Source organism: Micromonospora sp. NPDC051300 (genome assembly GCF_044455315.1).
In the GTDB taxonomy this organism is placed as follows: Bacteria; Actinomycetota; Actinomycetes; order Mycobacteriales; family Micromonosporaceae; genus Micromonospora; species Micromonospora robiginosa.
Window position 1 is genome coordinate 1 of the sequence record NZ_JBITEP010000042.1, and the last position, 15485, is coordinate 15485.

General features: G+C 74.4%; 17 protein-coding genes. 7 read left to right on the forward strand and 10 right to left on the reverse strand.

Features of this window, described 5'->3' with window-relative positions:
- The 4 genes from ACIA5A_RS28740 to ACIA5A_RS28755 form a co-directional block, all read right to left on the reverse strand.
- Window positions 1-320, reverse strand: a 320-nt coding sequence (locus ACIA5A_RS28740; protein WP_396767560.1) for an ATP-binding cassette domain-containing protein, incomplete at its 3' end; no start/stop codon positions are given.
- A gap of 15 nt (window positions 321-335) precedes the next feature.
- On the reverse strand, window positions 336-1325 hold the full coding sequence (locus tag ACIA5A_RS28745) for an ABC transporter permease (protein ID WP_396767561.1): 990 nt from the start codon (window positions 1323-1325) through the stop codon (window positions 336-338).
- A gap of 61 nt (window positions 1326-1386) precedes the next feature.
- Window positions 1387-3132: an ABC transporter substrate-binding protein gene (locus tag ACIA5A_RS28750; RefSeq protein ID WP_396767562.1), complete on the reverse strand. Its 1746-nt coding sequence runs from the start codon at window positions 3130-3132 to the stop codon at window positions 1387-1389.
- Window positions 3133-3194: 62 nt separating this feature from the next.
- Complete coding sequence (locus tag ACIA5A_RS28755; protein WP_396767563.1) at window positions 3195-4226, reverse strand: ABC transporter permease; 1032 nt, start codon at window positions 4224-4226, stop codon at window positions 3195-3197.
- Window positions 4227-4635: 409 nt separating this feature from the next.
- Between ACIA5A_RS28755 and ACIA5A_RS28760 the strand changes: the two genes are divergently transcribed.
- The 4 genes from ACIA5A_RS28760 to ACIA5A_RS28775 all read left to right on the forward strand — a co-directional run bounded on the left by ACIA5A_RS28760 (window position 4636) and on the right by ACIA5A_RS28775 (window position 6757).
- On the forward strand, window positions 4636-5043 hold the full coding sequence (locus ACIA5A_RS28760) for an SSI family serine proteinase inhibitor (protein ID WP_396767564.1): 408 nt from the start codon (window positions 4636-4638) through the stop codon (window positions 5041-5043).
- A 112-nt stretch (window positions 5044-5155) separates the two neighbouring features.
- On the forward strand, window positions 5156-6022 hold the full coding sequence (locus ACIA5A_RS28765) for a pentapeptide repeat-containing protein (RefSeq protein WP_396767565.1): 867 nt from the start codon (window positions 5156-5158) through the stop codon (window positions 6020-6022).
- 201 nt (window positions 6023-6223) lie between these two features.
- Window positions 6224-6460, forward strand: a complete 237-nt coding sequence (locus ACIA5A_RS28770) for a preprotein translocase YidC (protein ID WP_278105607.1) — start codon at window positions 6224-6226, stop codon at window positions 6458-6460.
- A gap of 36 nt (window positions 6461-6496) precedes the next feature.
- Complete coding sequence (locus tag ACIA5A_RS28775) at window positions 6497-6757, forward strand: hypothetical protein (protein WP_091056529.1); 261 nt, start codon at window positions 6497-6499, stop codon at window positions 6755-6757.
- On the opposite strand, the gene rnhA is transcribed toward ACIA5A_RS28775, so the two are convergent.
- A complete protein-coding gene (gene rnhA, locus ACIA5A_RS28780; protein ID WP_396767566.1) occupies window positions 6676-7248 on the reverse strand; it encodes a ribonuclease HI in 573 nt (190 codons plus the stop codon). The two genes, ACIA5A_RS28775 and rnhA, sit on opposite strands and share 82 nt — an antisense overlap.
- Window positions 7249-7447: 199 nt before the next feature.
- Between rnhA and ACIA5A_RS28785 the strand changes: the two genes are divergently transcribed.
- A complete protein-coding gene (locus ACIA5A_RS28785; RefSeq protein WP_396767567.1) occupies window positions 7448-8221 on the forward strand; it encodes a tyrosine-protein phosphatase in 774 nt (257 codons plus the stop codon).
- 2 nt (window positions 8222-8223) lie between these two features.
- Window positions 8224-9351 (forward strand): serine hydrolase domain-containing protein, encoded by a 1128-nt coding sequence (locus ACIA5A_RS28790; protein WP_396767568.1) that lies wholly within the window; start codon window positions 8224-8226, stop codon window positions 9349-9351.
- Here the strand turns inward: ACIA5A_RS28790 and ACIA5A_RS28795 are convergent.
- The gene (locus ACIA5A_RS28795; protein ID WP_396767569.1) at window positions 9325-10512 is read right to left on the reverse strand and encodes a lycopene cyclase family protein; all 1188 of its coding nucleotides are present in this window, start codon (window positions 10510-10512) and stop codon (window positions 9325-9327) included. The two genes, ACIA5A_RS28790 and ACIA5A_RS28795, sit on opposite strands and share 27 nt — an antisense overlap.
- An 80-nt stretch (window positions 10513-10592) precedes the next feature.
- Here ACIA5A_RS28795 and ACIA5A_RS28800 point away from each other — a divergent pair, with 80 nt between their 5' ends.
- Window positions 10593-11657 carry a Gfo/Idh/MocA family oxidoreductase gene (locus tag ACIA5A_RS28800; RefSeq protein WP_396767570.1) on the forward strand — a complete coding sequence of 355 codons (1065 nt, stop codon included), beginning with the start codon at window positions 10593-10595 and terminating at the stop codon, window positions 11655-11657.
- Between the two features lie 45 nt (window positions 11658-11702).
- Here ACIA5A_RS28800 and ACIA5A_RS28805 read toward each other — a convergent pair whose 3' ends face one another.
- The 4 genes from ACIA5A_RS28805 to ACIA5A_RS28820 all read right to left on the reverse strand — a co-directional run bounded on the left by ACIA5A_RS28805 (window position 11703) and on the right by ACIA5A_RS28820 (window position 15482).
- Window positions 11703-12365: a uridylate kinase gene (locus ACIA5A_RS28805; RefSeq protein ID WP_396767571.1), complete on the reverse strand. Its 663-nt coding sequence runs from the start codon at window positions 12363-12365 to the stop codon at window positions 11703-11705.
- Between the two features lie 3 nt (window positions 12366-12368).
- The gene (locus tag ACIA5A_RS28810) at window positions 12369-13622 is read right to left on the reverse strand and encodes an MFS transporter (RefSeq protein WP_396767572.1); all 1254 of its coding nucleotides are present in this window, start codon (window positions 13620-13622) and stop codon (window positions 12369-12371) included.
- A 124-nt stretch (window positions 13623-13746) separates the two neighbouring features.
- Window positions 13747-14292, reverse strand: coding sequence for a hypothetical protein (locus tag ACIA5A_RS28815; RefSeq protein ID WP_396767573.1), 546 nt, complete (start codon window positions 14290-14292; stop codon window positions 13747-13749).
- Between the two features lie 53 nt (window positions 14293-14345).
- Window positions 14346-15482 carry an RNA polymerase sigma factor gene (locus tag ACIA5A_RS28820; RefSeq protein ID WP_396767574.1) on the reverse strand — a complete coding sequence of 379 codons (1137 nt, stop codon included), beginning with the start codon at window positions 15480-15482 and terminating at the stop codon, window positions 14346-14348.
- Window positions 15483-15485 lie beyond the last annotated feature (3 nt).

The window sequence follows — 15485 nt, forward strand, 5'->3', positions numbered from 1 at the left end:
GACAGCGGATCCTGGAAGATCATCGCCATGTCCCGACCCCGCAGCCGCCGCACCTCCTCCTCCGGCAGCCCCACGAGCTGACGCCCACCCACCGAGATCTCCCCGGCGATGGTGGCCCGCTTGGAGTTGTGCAGACCCAGGATCGCCAACGACGTCACGCTCTTGCCCGAACCCGACTCCCCCACGATCCCCAACGTGCGGCCGCGCTCCACGGCGAACGACACCCCGTCCACCGCCCGGACCACACCGTCCTCGGTGTCGAACCGCACCCGCAGATCCCTGACCCGCAGGTACGGATCCCGCGACGACGACTCCACCATGTCCACCCCTCCCTCTCAGCTCAGTCGGACCCGTGGGTCGATCACCGCGTACAGCACGTCGACGACGATGTTGGCGACAACGATGAACACCGCCGCCAACAGCACTGTCGCCATCACCACCGGCAGGTTGAGGAACTGCACCGCCTCCACGGTGGCCTTGCCGAGACCCTGGAGGCCGAAGATGGTCTCGGTGATGAACGTGCCGCCGAGGCTGGTGCCGATGTCCAGCCCGGCGATGGTGACGATCGGGGTGATCGCCGCGCGCAACGCGTGCCGGGTGTGCACCTGCCGGGCGGAGAGGCCCTTGGCCCGGGCGGTGCGGACGAAGTCCTCCGACAGCGTCTCCAGCATCTGGGCCCTCGACAGCCGGGCGTAGAGCGCCGAGTTGAGGAACCCCAACGTCATCCAGGGCAGCACCAGGCCCGCCGCCCAGCGGACCGGGCTCTCGGTCAGCGGGGTGTAGCTGGGGAACGGCAGCAGCCCGGTGGAGTAGACCAGCAGGTAGAGCAGGATCAGCCCGAAGAAGTAGACCTGCATGGACGCCCCGGCCAGGGTGATGCCGATGGCGGCGCGGTCGAACGCCGTACCCCGGCGCAGCGCCGACACCATGCCCAGCGAGATGCCCAGGGCCAGCCAGAGCACGGCCCCGCCGAGGACGATGCTGAACGTCACCGGGGCGCGCTGCACGACGATCTGGGTGACCGGTTGGTTGTTGCGGAACGAGTAGCCCAGGCAGGGCGCCGGGCAGTCCTGGCGGAAGTCGCCGTCGCCGTAGCTGCGGCCGACGAACACGCCCTGGACGAAGTCCGCGTACTGGCGCGGCAGCGGCCGGTCGATGCCGAGGCGACGCTCGACCTGGGCGATGTCGGCGGCGGTGCAGTTCTTGCCGCACATCACCTTCGCCGGGCTGCTCGGCACCGCGAAGAACAGGCCGAAGGTGACCAGGCTGATCACCACCAGGGTCAGGACGGCGACGAGCAGCCGCCGGACGACGAATCGGAGCACGGGACACACCTCCCCCGGAAGGGGCGGGGGCGGCCGTGGCGACCGCCCCCGCCGGTGGCTGTCACTTCTTCACGTAGATGCCGTTGAGCGAGATGATGCCGAACGCGTCGCTGAGGACCGCGTTGCCGACCTTCGAGCCGAACAGCTCGTAGGTGGCGTCGTAGTAGCAGGGCACCACCGGGGCGTACTCCTGCATGATGGTGCGGTCGAGCGCCATCCAGCCGGCGTCCTGCTCGGCGGCCGGCAGCTTGCGGACCCGGTCGATCTCCGCGCTGACCGACGGCTGGTTGAGGTACGACAGGTTCTGGTTGCCCTCGGCCACGATCTCCCGGCCGTCGTAGACCGGCGGGATGACAGTCGAGCCGGTGGGCCAGTCCGAGCCCCAGCCGCTGAGGTAGATGTCGTACGGGTTGTCCTTGCGGCCGATCTCGTCGTAGTAGCTGCTGTTGTCGATCGGCTTCATCACGATGTCGAAGCCCATGTCGGTGAGGTTCTTGCGCAACGCCTCCGCCTGCTGGGTGCGCAGCTCCAGGTTGGAGTGGGCGAGCACCAGCTTCGGGCGCTTCCCGGCGAGCAGCTCGTCGACCTTCGCCTTGTCCCCGGTGACCGGGGCGTTGAACAGGTCGTACTTGGCGAAGCCGGCGGTCGTCGGTGACATCAGCGTGGTGGCCGGCGAGCCGGCGGCCTGTCCACCGAGCACCTTGAGCAGCGCGTCCTTGTCCACGGCGTAGTTCAGCGCCCGCCGTACGTTCAGGTCGGTGACCCGCTGGGTGTTGATGCTCAGCACCCAGTTGTACTGGGTGGGGCCCTTGGCCACCCGGTCGGCCACGCCGGCGCCGGTGGTGCGGGGCAGCACCGACGGCGGCACGTCGGACCAGCTCAGCGACGCCTGGTCGGCGGGGCCGTCGGCGACCAGGCGCTCGGCGATCTGGGCCTGCTCCAGGCCGAAGGTCATCCGCACCGAGTCCGGGTAGGCGTTGCGGATCGGGTCGGTCGCCGGGTCCCAGTTCGGGTTGCGTTCCAACTCCAGCGCCACGTCGCGCTGGTACGACTTCACCTTGTACGGGCCGGACGAGAACGGCCGCAGGTCGTAGTTGGCGCGGGTGTCCTTCGCGGCCGGGACCGGCGCGCTGGTGGCCAGCGCGGCGGCGTACGGCAGGTCGCAGTGCGGCTGCGGGAACGTGAACCGGACGGTCCGGTCGTCGGGGGTGGCGACGCCGTCGGGCACCGGCTTGCCGCCGTCGTACGGCCCCTGGTAGCTCGCGTTGTACGTCCCGCCCGGGTAGAGCCACTGCTGGATGTAGTGCGGGCCCTCGTTGAGCGCCGGCGCGAACGAGCGGGCGATGCCGTGGGCGACGTCCTTGCTGGTGACCGGCGAACCGTCCTCGTACTTCACGCCGTCGCGGAGGGTGAACTCCCAGACCTTGCAGTCGCCGTCGACGTCCTTGCCCGGACCGGTCGCCAGGTCGCCGACGAGCAGCAGCTTGCCGGTGCCGTCCTCCTTGTAGCCGTTGAGCGCGCGGTAGAGCAGCCCGCCGGCCACCTGCTGGGTGTTGACGTAGTTGCGGGCCGGGTCGAGGTGCTCGAAGTCGGCCGGCTGCATGACGGTCAGGGTGCCGCCGCGGGCCGCCCCGTCGACGGGCTTGGCCGGGCCCTGGTTGTCGGCCGCGTCGTAGGAGATCGAGCCGCTCTGCGTCTTGGTCTTCTGGTCGTCGCCGCCGCCACCGTCCGTGGTGGGGCTGCAACCGGCGGTGACCAGCGCCGCCGCCGCGAGGACACCGGTCAGTGTCCGGGTTCGGGTACGCACGTGGTGCTCCCTTCCTTGCCCGGCGGCCCCCGCCGGCCGGGCACGTGATGGCCGGATGGGGACTACCGGGCGGAACGGGGGTCCAGCGAGTCGCGCAGCGCGTCACCGAGCAGGTTGAACGCCAGGACCAGCAGGAAGATCGTCAACCCGGGGAACAGGGTGTACCAGGGGTCGCTCGCGACGCAGCCGATGCTGTTGAAGATCATGCGGCCGAGGTCGGGCGTGGGTTCGGTGACGCCGATGTTGACGAAGGCCAGCGCCGCCTCGATGGCGATGAACTGGGGCACCATCAGCGAGACGGTGACCAGGATCGGCGCCCAGATGTTCGGCAGGAGTTGCCGCAGCAGGATGTGCCAGGTGCCGGCGCCGGCGGCGCGGGCCGCCTCGACGAACTCCCGCTCCCGCAGCGAGATCACCTGCCCGCGGACCAGCCGTGCGGTATAGGTCCAACTGAACAGGCCGAAGGTGGCGACGATCAGGGCCACCCGGAAGGCCGGTGAGGGGGACTCCCGGTCGGAGTAGAACCGGTCCTGCAGGATCGGGATCACGGCGAGCGCGAAGATGAGGAACGGAAACGCCAGGGTCAGGTCGACGAGCCAGTTGACGACGCTGTCCAGCCAGCCTCGCGCCCAGCCGGCGAGCACCCCCACGGCGACGCCGATGAACGACGCCAGCAGCGCCGAGGCGAACGCGATGAACAGGGACGTACGCAGGCCGTAGACGAGTTGGAGGAGGATGTCGCGGCCACTGCCCGGTTCCAAGCCGAGCCAATGGTCGGCGTTGATGCCACCGGCGTATCCGATCGGCATTCCGAAATCGTTGAGCCGGTCGACGAACTTGTCGGTCGGGTCGATTCCGGTGGCCCGGCCCAGCAGCGGCGCGCCGATCGCGACCACTGCGGCGACGGCGAGCGTGACGGCACTCGCGCGCGCCGTGCGGTCGCGCTTGAGCCGCAGCCAGGCGAGTTGGTTGGGGGACCGACCGACGATCTCCCGGCGCCCGGCGGTGGTGCCCGGCGGGGCGGTGACGATCGGGTCGCCGGCGGCCGGATCGCCGGGGGCGGTCAATGACGGTGGATGGGAAAGGTCGCTCATGTCACGTCCTCGAGACGGGAACCGGAAACGCCCTGCCACCCGACGGTAAAGCGAATGGGAACACTCGAATGAATCGTTACGGTAACGGCCGTTCCGGTTGTCGTCGACGGGCAACGATATGGCCTACGAGCGGCATCGGCGCAATAACGGAAAGGATAGGTTGTCAACCGTTCGGCCATTCCTCCCGCTGTTTCGGAATGTGTTTCCCCGGGGCGCGGAACCGGTTGTCAGCCGTTCGGGCATTCCCCGGCGCCGATGTCACACCGATCGTCCCGCACCGTCGGCGGGTGTAACACTTCGTGACTCTTCGCGTTCACACCGTCCACCTAGGGTTCTCGGCGGTCCGGTTCGCACGACGGCCCGGGCCGCCCACCGGCCCCCACCCGGGGCCCCGACGGAAGGACCACCCATGCCCTTCACCCGACGTACCGCAGCCCTGGCCCTGGCCGCCGTGCTCGGCGGCCTCGCCTCGGTGGCCGCCCCCGGCTCGGCCGGCGCGGCGCCCCGCCCCGGTCCGGAGACGCCCTCGGTGCTGCTGCTCACCGTCGACGGCGGCGCCGACGTGCGCGCCACGGTGCTGGTGTGCGGCCCGGCCGGCGGCCTGCACCCGGACCCGGTCGCGGCCTGTCGGCTGGTGGCCCGGGTCGACGGCGACCTCGACGCGCTCGACGTGGACGCCGACCCCTGCACCACGGTCCACGCCCCGGTCGTCGCGCGCGCCGTCGGCGTCTGGCAGGACCGCCCGGTCCACTACACCCACACGTTCGGCAACCGTTGCCTGCTGACCCGCGCCACCGCCGCCCTCTTCACCTTCTGATCCCCCGAGCCCACCCGCCGGGCCGATCATGAAGTTGGCGTCTCCGCGACGGCAACTTCATGATCGCCGGGGCGGGTGAGGGGTGGGGTGGGGGTGGGCGGAGAATGGGGGGATGGTGGACGGCGGGTGGGACCTGCAGGCGGACTGCTCGCGCTGCGCCGGGGTCTGCTGCGTCGCCCCGGCGTTCGCCGCGTCGGCGGACTTCGCCATCGACAAGCCGGCCGGGCGCCCCTGCCCGAACCTGCGCGCCGACGCCCGCTGCGGCATCCACTCGGAGCTACGGCGGCGCGGCTTCCCCGGATGCACCGTGTTCGACTGCTTCGGCGCCGGCCAGCACCTCACCCAGGGCACCTTCACCGGCCGTGACTGGCGCGCCGACCCGGACACCGCCCGGCGGATGTTCGACACGTTCGCCGTGCTGCGGCCGTTGCACGAGCTGCTCTGGTATCTGACCGAGGCGGTGCGGATCACCCCGCCCGGCGCGCTGCGCGACGACCTGACCGCGGTCCTCGACGAGACCGGCCGGCTCACCGACGGCACCCCGGACGACCTGCTCGCGGTGGACGTCGACGCCCACCGCGGCCGGGTCAACCGGCTGCTGTCGCGCGCCGGCGAGCGGGCCCGTGCCGGCCGGGCCGGCCCGGACCGCCGGGGCGCCACGCTGATCGGGGTCGACCTGCGCCGCGCGACGCTGACCGGGGCGAACCTGCGCGGCGCGGTCCTCGTCGGGGCGGACCTGCGGGGCGTACGCCTCGGCGCCGCCGACCTGACCGGCGCCGACCTGCGCGGGGCCGACCTGCGCGGCACCGACCTCGGCGAGTGCCTGTTCCTGCACCAGTCCCAGCTCGACGCCGCCCGCGGCGACCACCGCACCGTCCTGCCACCGGCCCTGCACCGCCCCACCCACTGGTCCCCGTCCCTCCCCCTCACCCCCGTCCCCCGCCCCACCCCCCGCACCCGCACCCGCCGCTCCCGGTGATCACGGAGTTCGCGTCACCGTCGACCGGCTCCCCGACGCAAACCCCTTGATCACCGCACCGACCGGCCGGCGCGCGGTCGACGGAGCGCGGCCCGGGGGGACGCGGTGGGGGTGGGGCCGGAGGGCGGGGTGGCGGGTTTTGGTGGGGGTGGGGTGGGTAGGCGTGGGCACGGCCGGTCGAGGCGGAACGGGGGCGCACCGATGGGGTATCGGGCACGCGACGGCGAGGAACCGGTGGACCCGGCGCACGCCGAGGACGCCGCCGGCCAGGCGAGGCTGGTGCAGGTGCCGGCGGACACCGACGTGCCCGCCCCCGCGCCGGACACGCCGCGACCGGACGAGGTGACCGAGGACGACGGGTCCGGGATGGCCGGCGGCGCCTCCGGCAGCAGTTCGGGCGGCTCGTCGATGCCGACGCATCCGGACGCCACCCGGTGAACGTTTGCCGCCACCGGATGCGGGCAGGAGTGCGACATGACCAGTGAAGAGTCCTTCGGCCGCGCCCCCGGCGACGAGCCCGACGGCGCCACCGCGTACGAGGCGTCGCTGCGCCCGCCGGGCGAATCCCTGCACACCACGGACGACACCGGCGACGACTTCGCCGACCTGCCGGCCGAGGACCGGCGCTCGGCCCGGGAGACGAGCCGGGCCGGCTACGACGTGGACGCCGTCTCCGGCACCGCCGACCCGGCCGACGGGCCGGAGGAGATCGAGGAGGGCCGTCCGCTGCGCTGACCCGACGCGGCGCGCGGGGCGGCCGGTGCGCCGGCGCCCCGCGCCTCGGTCATCCCCCGGTTGGCCAGCGCGTCGGCGCGTTCGTTCTCCGGGTGCCCGTTGTGGCCCTTGACCCACAGCCAGGTGACGTCGTGCCGGGCGCACGCCGCCTCCAGCCGCTGCCAGAGGTCCGCGTTCTTCACCGGCTGCTTCGCGGCGGTCCGCCAGCCGTTGCGCTTCCACCCGGTCAACCAGCCGGTGATGCCGTTGCGCACGTAGGTGCTGTCGGTGTGCAGCCGCACGGTGACCGGGCGGGTCAGGCTCTCCAACGCGCGGATCGCGGCGGTCAGCTCCATCCGGTTGTTGGTGGTGGCGCTCGCCTCGCCGCCGCACAGCTCCCGCTCCCGATCGCCCCAGCGCAACACCGCGCCCCAGCCGCCGGGCCCCGGATTGCCGCTGCACGCGCCGTCGGTCCAGATCTCCACGACCCGGCCGGTCTCCGCCTCCACCATGCCGGCAACCTACCCGGTACGCCGCCCTCGGCTGCCCGCCGACCCGCCGCGAGCCGACCGGCGCACGGGCCGACGGGGCCACCCGATCCGACGACGCGCGGCCCGGCGCCCCCGCCCGTCCACCACCGCCACGCCCGGCGCGGATGCCCCGCCCCCGGCGGGACCGCGGGTCACGCGCCGTCCGGCTACGGTGCGGACCATGACCGCACCCCCGCCGTTCAGCACCCTGTGCAACTTCCGGGACCTCGGCGGCTGGCGCACGGCCGACGGCCGCACCGTCGCCCGGGGCCGGCTCTACCGCTCCGACTCGCTGGCCAAGCTCGACGGCGACGACCTGACCCGCTTCGCCGCGCTCGGCGTCCGCACCGTCATCGACCTGCGCTACCCGTGGGAGATCGCCGACCGCGGCCGGGCGCCGGAGAGCCTCGGCGTGACCTGGCACAACCTGAGCATCGAGCACCGACCCTACGTGCAGGCCGACATCGACCCGGACGTGGACCCGTGGCGCTACCTGGCCGACCGGTACGCCGAGGTCGCCGAGGACGGGGTGGTGGAGTTGCGCCGGGCGCTGGAGGTGATCGCCGACGGGGAGCACCCGCTGGTGTTCCACTGCGCCTCCGGCAAGGACCGCACCGGGCTGCTCGCCGCGCTGGTGCTGGCGCTGCTCGGGGTGGACGACGACCAGATCGCGGCGGACTTCGCGCTCACCGGACACGCCACCGACCGGCTGGTCGACGAGTGGCGGGAGCGCAACGGCGGCGCGACGCCCTCCTGGCCCGCGTACGGGCGGGCGCCCGCCGCGCTGATCCGGCTGGTGCTCGCCGAACTGGTCGCGGCGCACGGCTCGGTGCGCGGCTACGTCACCGGCCGGCTCGGCGTCGGCGAGGAGACGATCGCCGCGCTGCGCGCCCGACTGCTCACCGACGACGATAAACCGCACGACGGCGACGCCGCCCTCTGGCAGGCTCCCTGATCATGGACAGCCGGTGGGACGGCCTGCGGGCCGAGGTGCGCGCCGCTATCGACGAGCTGGTCTCCGCCGGCCGGGAGGCAGGCGTGCAGGTGGCCGCCTACCTCGACGGCGCGCCGATCGTGCAGGAGCAGGCCGGCCTCGCCGACACCGGCGCCGGGCGGCCGATGACCGCCGACACCCCGGTGCACGCGGTCTCCACCGGCAAGGGCCTCACCGCGACGGTGGTGCACGTGCTCGCCGAGCAGGGCCGCCTCGACGTCGACCGGCCGCTGGCCGACGTGTGGCCGGAGTTCGCCCGGCACGGCAAGGACCGCATCACGCTGCGGCACGTGCTCACCCACACCGCCGGCCTGCCCGCCCTGCCCGCCGACGTGACCCGCGCCGACCTCACGGACTGGACCCGGATGTGCAAACTGCTCGCCGACGCGACACCGTTGTGGGCGCCCGGGGAGCGGCTGGCCTACCACGCCTGGACGTGGGGGTGGCTGGTCGGCGAGGTGGTCCGGCGGGTCACCGGCCGGTCCGTGTCACGGGTGCTCGCCGAGGACGTCGCCGGGCCGCTCGGCGTCGAGCGGGAGCTGTTCCTCGCCGTGCCGGAGGCGGAGCTGCCCCGGCTGGCCCGGCTGGAGGACGCCGGCCTGTCCGCGCTGATGACCTGGGCCGGGGCCAACCTGCCGCACTTCGACGCGGTCGCCCCGCCCGGGGTCCGCCCGGACGCGACGACAGGCGCCGACCCCGACGTGCTGCGCGCCGAGGTGCCGTCGGTCGGCACGATGAGCGCCCGCGCCGTGGCCCGGATGTACGCGGCGCTGCTCGGCCCGGTCGACGGGGTCCGGCTCGTCTCCCCCGACCGGCTGCGCGCGATCTCCGCGCCGGCGGTCCGCGCCCGGGAGTGGGTGTTCGGGCAGGAGAGCACGTTCGGGCTCGGCTACGCGGTCGACGACGACGGGTCGTTCGGCACCGCCGGCAGCGGCGGCAGCCTCGCGTTCGCGTACCCGGAACTGGGGTTGACCGTGGCGGCGGTGCGCAACCGGCTCGGCGCGGGCGACGGCGACCCGATGGAACGGCTGCGCGTGCTGGTGCGCGACCGGGTCGCCGAGACGCTAGGCCGGGCGCAGCCGGGCGCGTAGCCGGCCGGCGGCGTCGCCGAGCACCGCGCCGGTCATCGGCAGCAGCGGGCTGGACCGCATCACCGCCAGGTCCTCGGCCGGCGTGGTCACACCGTCGAGGAAACGCAACACCCGCTCCGGCGGGTTGCGGTCGAACAGCCGCTCGAAGAACCCCACCCCGTCCACGTGCCCCCGGTCCAGGGCGCGCAACGCCACCGCGTCCATCCACCGGTGCCGGCCCGGATAGGCGGGCGCGGGCACCGGCGGCCGGCCCGCCGCGACCGCCCGGGCCACCTGGTCGGCCTGGCGGAGCATCGCGGAGAAGGTGAACCCGGTGGACGGCCGGGTCGCCCCGCCGGCGGTGCCCAGCCGCACCACCCGAGGGCTCGGGCGGGCCACGAACGGGCCGTCGGTCATCGGGATCACCCCGTTCTCCACCTCCCGCACCCGCAGCGCCGCCAGGTCCAGCCCCAGCAGGTCCGCGTAGCCCCGCAACGCCGCGTCGTAGCCGGCGTCGTCGAGCAGCGCCGGCCCGAACTCGGTGTACTCCACGAGCGCGAAGCGGTCGTCGACAGGCAGCACGTAACCGAACGACACCCCGCGCGCCGGCTGCGGCGTGCGGAAGTCCATCAGCACCGCCCGCCCCGGGTCGAACGTCGGCTCGTCGGCCGCCAACCACCAGCCCCGGAAGTGCTGCAACCAGCTCGTCCGACCGGGCCGAGCCGGCTTGCGGGGACGCGAGTCGAGCACCCAGCCGGCCCGCACCAGCGCCCGGCCCTCCGGATCGCACACCGTCACCCGGTCGCCGTCGTCGCGCAACTCCCCCGCCGGCGCGCCGATCCGCACCGCGCCCAGCCGCCGCTCGGCCTCGGCAGCCCGGTCGTAGACCGGGGCGGAGCGCACCATGGCGTACCGCAGCGGGTCCAGCGGCAGGACGCGGCGGCCCGCCGCCGTGACCACCTCGACCCGCGACCAGCTCGCGCTCAACAGCGGCTCCAGGTCGCCGCCGGGCGTGCCCCAGAACGCCCAGGTGCGGTCCTGGCCGCGCTTGTGCACCGGGTCCACCACTGCCACCCGCACGCCGGTCACCCGGTGCCGGTCCAGGGCGGCCAGGACCAGCGAGGCGGCGCCACCGCCACCGACCAGCGCGAGGTCGACGTCGACCGGGGAGGAGTCGGGCACCCGCCCACGCTGTCACACCGGCGGGGAGCGCCGCCGGGGACCCCACCGCCCGCGTTGGCGCACGCCGTAGATTCGGCGGCATGACGGGCGAGCCGCTGCGGGTGGGGTTGCTGGGCTACGGCACGGCCGGGCGGTTCTTCCACGCCCCGCTGATCGCCGCCACCGACGGGCTGCGGCTGGACGCCGTGGTGACCCGCGACGCCGAACGCCGCGCGCAGGCCGCCACCGAGCACCCCGACGCCCGGGTGGTCGACGACGCCGAGCGGCTCTGGTCCGACACCGACGCGCTCGACCTGGTGGTGGTGGCCGCGCCCAACCGGCAGCACGTGCCGCTGGCCCGGGCGGCGGTCGCCGCCGGCCTGCCGGTGGTGGTGGACAAGCCGGTCGCCCCGGACGCCGGGCAGGGCCGGGCGCTGGTCGCCGAGGCCGCTGCCGCCGGGGTGCCGCTGACCGTGTTCCAGAACCGGCGCTGGGACGGCGACTACCGCACCGTGCGGCGGCTCGTGCAGGGCGGCGACCTCGGGCGGGTGCTCCGCTTCGAGTCACGGTTCGAGCGGTGGCGTCCGGCGATCAAGCCGGGCTGGCGGGAGAGCGCCGCACCCGGCGGGGCCGGCGGCGCGCTGTTCGACCTCGGCGCCCATCTGGTCGACCAGGCGGTGCACCTGTTCGGGCCGGTGGAACACCTCTACGCCGAGGTGGACCGGCGACGCGCCGGCGCCGAGGTGGACGACGACGCGTTCGTCGCGCTCACCCACACCTGCGGCGTGCGTTCGCACCTGTGGATGGGCGCGGTCACCGCGCAGCTCGGCCCGCGTTTCCGGGTGCTCGGCGACCGGGCCGCCTACACCAGTTGGGGCCTCGACCCGCAGGAGGCGTCGCTGCGCGCCGGCCGGCGACCCGGCGAGCCCGGCTGGGGCGAGGTCGACCCGGACCGGTACGGGCGACTCGGCGCCGACGGCGACCTGCGCGCCGTGCCCACCGAGGCGGGCCGCTACCCGGACTTCTACGCCGGGGTCGCGGCGGCGCTGCGCGACGGCACGCCGATGCCTGTCGACCCGGCCGACGCGGTCACCGTGGTGGAGCTGATCGAGCTGGCCCACTCCTCCGCCGCGCAGGGCGTCATCCTCCCCGTGCCCCCGGTGTAAGGAGGGGCCCCCTGTTAACGCCTGCGGTAGAGAAGGGGCCCCCTCTCACACCCGCCAGGCGAGCACGGTCGGGGCGAGCGGGTCGGTCAGGTCGAGCAACACGTCGGCCCGCTCCGCCGGGCGGGCCCGCGCCCGGTACAGCTCCTGCCCCGGCAGGTAACGCGCCCGGTAGCGGCGGCGCACCTCGTCGGTCGAGCCGAACACCTCGAGGTCCCGGGCCAGCGCCCGGCGCAGCGTCTCCTCCGCAGCGACGTGCAGGTGGACCGTCACCTCCCAGTGCTCCCGCAGTTCCGGGCGGAGCAGGAAAACCCCGTCGAACAGCAGCACCGCGTCCGCCTGCGCGGTCACCGGCTCGACGGTCACCGGCGTGTCGGCGCACACGTCGTACGCGGCCGGCAGGTAGCGCCGGTCGCCGCCGGGGCCGAGCGGGCGCAGCACCCGCGCCACGATCGTCTCGTGGTCGAACGAGTCCCGGTAGTAGCCCTCCGGCGAGAGCCGTCCCCGCGCCGACCTGATCGCGGCGGGCCGATGAAACCCGTCCACGCTCACCCGGCACACGGGTCGCCGCCGGGCCAGCACCCGGGCCAGGTCGTCGGCGAACCAGGTCTTGCCGGCCGCGTCGGGACCGTCGATCGCCACCCGCAGCGGGTGCGGCGGCCGGCGGCCGGCGAGGTCGTCGGCGAGGCGGTCGAGCAGTTCGGCCCGCACGATCTATCCGGTGACCCGCTCGCGGGCGTCCACGGCGGCCGGCTCGGCGTACGCGGCGGCCACCGTGGCCCGGTCGAAGACCCGCCAGGTCGCGGCGATCACCCCGATCGCCACCGCGAAGCCCACCCAGTACGGGGCGGTGATGCCGAACCGGGCGGCGACCACGCCACCGAGCAGCGCGCCGACACAGTTGCCGCCGGCCGCGACGAACAGCGTGGTGCTGCCCACCCGACCCATCATCGCCGGCGGGGTGAGCCGCTGGCGCAGCGAGTTGGCCACGATGTTCCACAGTGCGCTGTGCACGCCGAACGCGAACAACGCGACGCCGACCACCACCGCGCTGCGTGAGGCGGCCAGCGCCAGGTGCAGGCCGGCCTCGACCAGCAGACCGACCCGGACCGTCCAGGTGGCGGTGATGGCGGCGATCAGCCGGTCACCGAGCACCGACCCGAGCAGCCCGCCCACCGCCATGCAGGTGAACAACGCGCCGTAGCCGACCGAACCGAGGCCCAGGCGCTCGGTCGCGAGCAGCACCAGCACCGCGATCGCCGCGGTCAGCGTGACGTTGAGCAGCCCGATCAACGCCGCCATGGTGCGCAGCAGCCGCTGCGACAGCAGCCACCGGAAGCCCTCGGCGATCTCCGCCCGCGCCGATCGCCGGCCGTCCGGCGGCGTGCCGCCCCGGTACGTGCCGGCGAGCAGGCCGACCAGCACGGCGCTGAGCGCGTACGTGCCGGCGTTGAGCGCGAACGGCGCGGCCGCCGCGAGCACGAACAGGAACCCGCCGAGCGGGCCGGCGATCATGTTCTGCGTCACCTGGGTGCCGCCGCCGAGCCAGCCGTTGGCCCGTTCCAACCGGGAGCGCGGCACCACGGCCGGCAGCACCGCCTGGGCGGCGACGCGGAACACCACCTCGCCGGTGTTGACCACGAACAGCACCACGTAGAGCAGCGCCACCCCGGCCCGGTCGGTGACCATCGCGGCGGCCAGCACGACAAGCGCGACGACCCGTACCCAGTCGATGAGCACCATCAGCCGACGCCTGTCCACCCGGTCGGCCAGCACGCCGCCGGGCAGCGCGAACAGCAACCACGGCAGCCAGGACACCGCCGCGCCGGCGGAGACCACCAGCGGATCGTCGGTACGCGACGCCACGTACAGCGGGGCGGCCACGGTGGCCGTGCCGCTGCCGAGCGCGGACAGCGTGCTCGCGCTCCACAGCAGGGCGAACCGCCCGCCGAGCCGTTCCCCCGTCACGACGAGGCAAGCTACCAGCGGCCGCGCCGCCTGCCGAGCGGTTTACGGAGGGCGGCGCACCACGCCTCGGGTGTCGGCGGCGGCCCCGCGCACCGTCGACAGGCCGGCGCCGGTCCTTCGACGCTCAGTCGCGCTCACCGGGGAGGGGAATCGGCAACGCGAACGGGACCGTCGGGCCGACCGCCGTGACCGAGTGCGCGGGTGCCGGCAGGTCCGCCGCCGGGCGCCGCGAGTACCGCCGGCCCTGGCCGGCCGGACCGTTGCGGCGGGACACCTCGACCGTCACCATCCGGATCGGCGCGGGCGGCTCGGCGAACCCGGGTACGCCCCAGCGCAGCCAGATCGGGATCCGCCCGGCCCCGGCCTCGGCCAGCAGCTTCTCCACGGTGCGTCGGCGATCGGTGTGGTCGACCTCGACGACGACCGGTGGACGGCCCGGCCGGGCGCAGGCGATGTCGAGCACCGACTGCCGCCCCGCCAACGGAGGCGGCAACGGCAGCACGCTCGCCGCCCGACGGTAGACCCGCCAACCCTCACCGGTGGCCCACTCGGCCACGGCGTCGAGGAGCCGGGTGGTCACTTGGTCGGCGGAGAGATCCTCGAAGGTCAGCAGGTCGAGTCGGTGCGCGAGGGAGACGGCCACCCGCTCGCCGTCCTGCCCCAGATCCATGCCCGCAGGCTAGCGCGCGGCCGCAGCCCACCGTCGAGGACCACCGGCCCGGGTCACCGGGTGTTCAGGCGGGCGGCCTGCCGGGTCAGGTGGTCGCGTTCGGCCAGGTTGGTGGCCCGGCGGGCCGCTTCGGCGTAGAGCCGGGCCGCCGTCGACCGGTCGCCGTCTCGTTCGTGCAGGTAGGCCGCCGCGGCGGTGTGCCGGGGCAGGGTGCCGTCCAGCGCCGCGAGCGCCGCCAGCCCGGCCCGTGGGCCGTCCGCCTCGCCGACCGCCACCGCGCGGTTGAGCCGCACCACCGGGTTGTCGGTGAGGCGGACCAGTTCGTCGTACCACTCGACGATCTGCACCCAGTCGGTCGCCGCGGCGGTGGGCGCGTCGGCGTGCAGGGCCGCGACGGCGGCCTGGGCCTGGAACTCACCCAGCCGGTCGCGGGCCAGGGCGGCCTGCAGGATCTCCACCCCCTCGGCGATCAGCCGGGTGTCCCAGCGGCGGCGGTCCTGCTCGGCCAGCGGCACCAGGCTGCCGTCCGGGCCGGTGCGGGTGGCCCGGCGGGCGTGGTGCAGCAGCATGAGGGCGAGCAGCCCGGCCACCTCGGGATGGTCGACCACGGCCGCGAGCTGCCGGGTGAGCCGGATCGCCTCGGCGGCCAGGTCGACGTCGCCGGAGTAGCCCTCGTTGAACACCAGGTAGAGCGCGCGCAGCACGGTGGCGACGTCGCCGGGCCGGTCGAACCGTACGCCGGTCACGGTGCGCTTGGCCCGGCTGATCCGTTGCGCCATGGTCGCCTCGGGCACCAGGTAGGCCCGCGCGATCTGGCGGGTGGTGAGCCCGCCGACGGCGCGCAGGGTGAGCGCGACCGCCGACGACGGGGTCAGCGACGGGTGCGCGCACAGGAAGTAGAGCCGGAGCGTGTCGTCGGTGTCGGGCACCGGCCCGGGCGCCGGCTCCTCGTCGACGAGGTCTTCGCGCCGGCGCCGGGCGGCGTCGGCGCGGGCCACGTCGAGGAACCGGCGCCAGGCCACGGTGACCAGCCACGCCTTCGGCTCGCGCGGCGGGTCGTCCGGCCAGACGCGCAGCGCCTCGACCAGCGCGTCCTGCACGGCGTCCTCGGCCGCCGCGAAGTCGGCTCCGCGGCGGACGAGGACGCCGAGGACGCCCGGCGTGAGGCTGCGCAGCATCGCCTCGTCCATCGG

Coding starts and splice junctions, on each gene's coding strand:
- ACIA5A_RS28755 (WP_396767563.1), bottom strand. CDS start 4,226: ATGAGCGACCTTTCCCATCCACCGTCATTGACCGCCCCCGGCGATCCG.
- ACIA5A_RS28760 (WP_396767564.1), top strand. CDS start 4,636: ATGCCCTTCACCCGACGTACCGCAGCCCTGGCCCTGGCCGCCGTGCTC.
- ACIA5A_RS28765 (WP_396767565.1), top strand. CDS start 5,156: ATGGTGGACGGCGGGTGGGACCTGCAGGCGGACTGCTCGCGCTGCGCC.
- ACIA5A_RS28770 (WP_278105607.1), top strand. CDS start 6,224: ATGGGGTATCGGGCACGCGACGGCGAGGAACCGGTGGACCCGGCGCAC.
- ACIA5A_RS28775 (WP_091056529.1), top strand. CDS start 6,497: ATGACCAGTGAAGAGTCCTTCGGCCGCGCCCCCGGCGACGAGCCCGAC.
- rnhA (WP_396767566.1), bottom strand. CDS start 7,248: ATGGTGGAGGCGGAGACCGGCCGGGTCGTGGAGATCTGGACCGACGGC.
- ACIA5A_RS28785 (WP_396767567.1), top strand. CDS start 7,448: ATGACCGCACCCCCGCCGTTCAGCACCCTGTGCAACTTCCGGGACCTC.
- ACIA5A_RS28790 (WP_396767568.1), top strand. CDS start 8,224: ATGGACAGCCGGTGGGACGGCCTGCGGGCCGAGGTGCGCGCCGCTATC.
- ACIA5A_RS28800 (WP_396767570.1), top strand. CDS start 10,593: ATGACGGGCGAGCCGCTGCGGGTGGGGTTGCTGGGCTACGGCACGGCC.
- ACIA5A_RS28815 (WP_396767573.1), bottom strand. CDS start 14,292: ATGGATCTGGGGCAGGACGGCGAGCGGGTGGCCGTCTCCCTCGCGCAC.
- ACIA5A_RS28820 (WP_396767574.1), bottom strand. CDS start 15,482: ATGGACGAGGCGATGCTGCGCAGCCTCACGCCGGGCGTCCTCGGCGTC.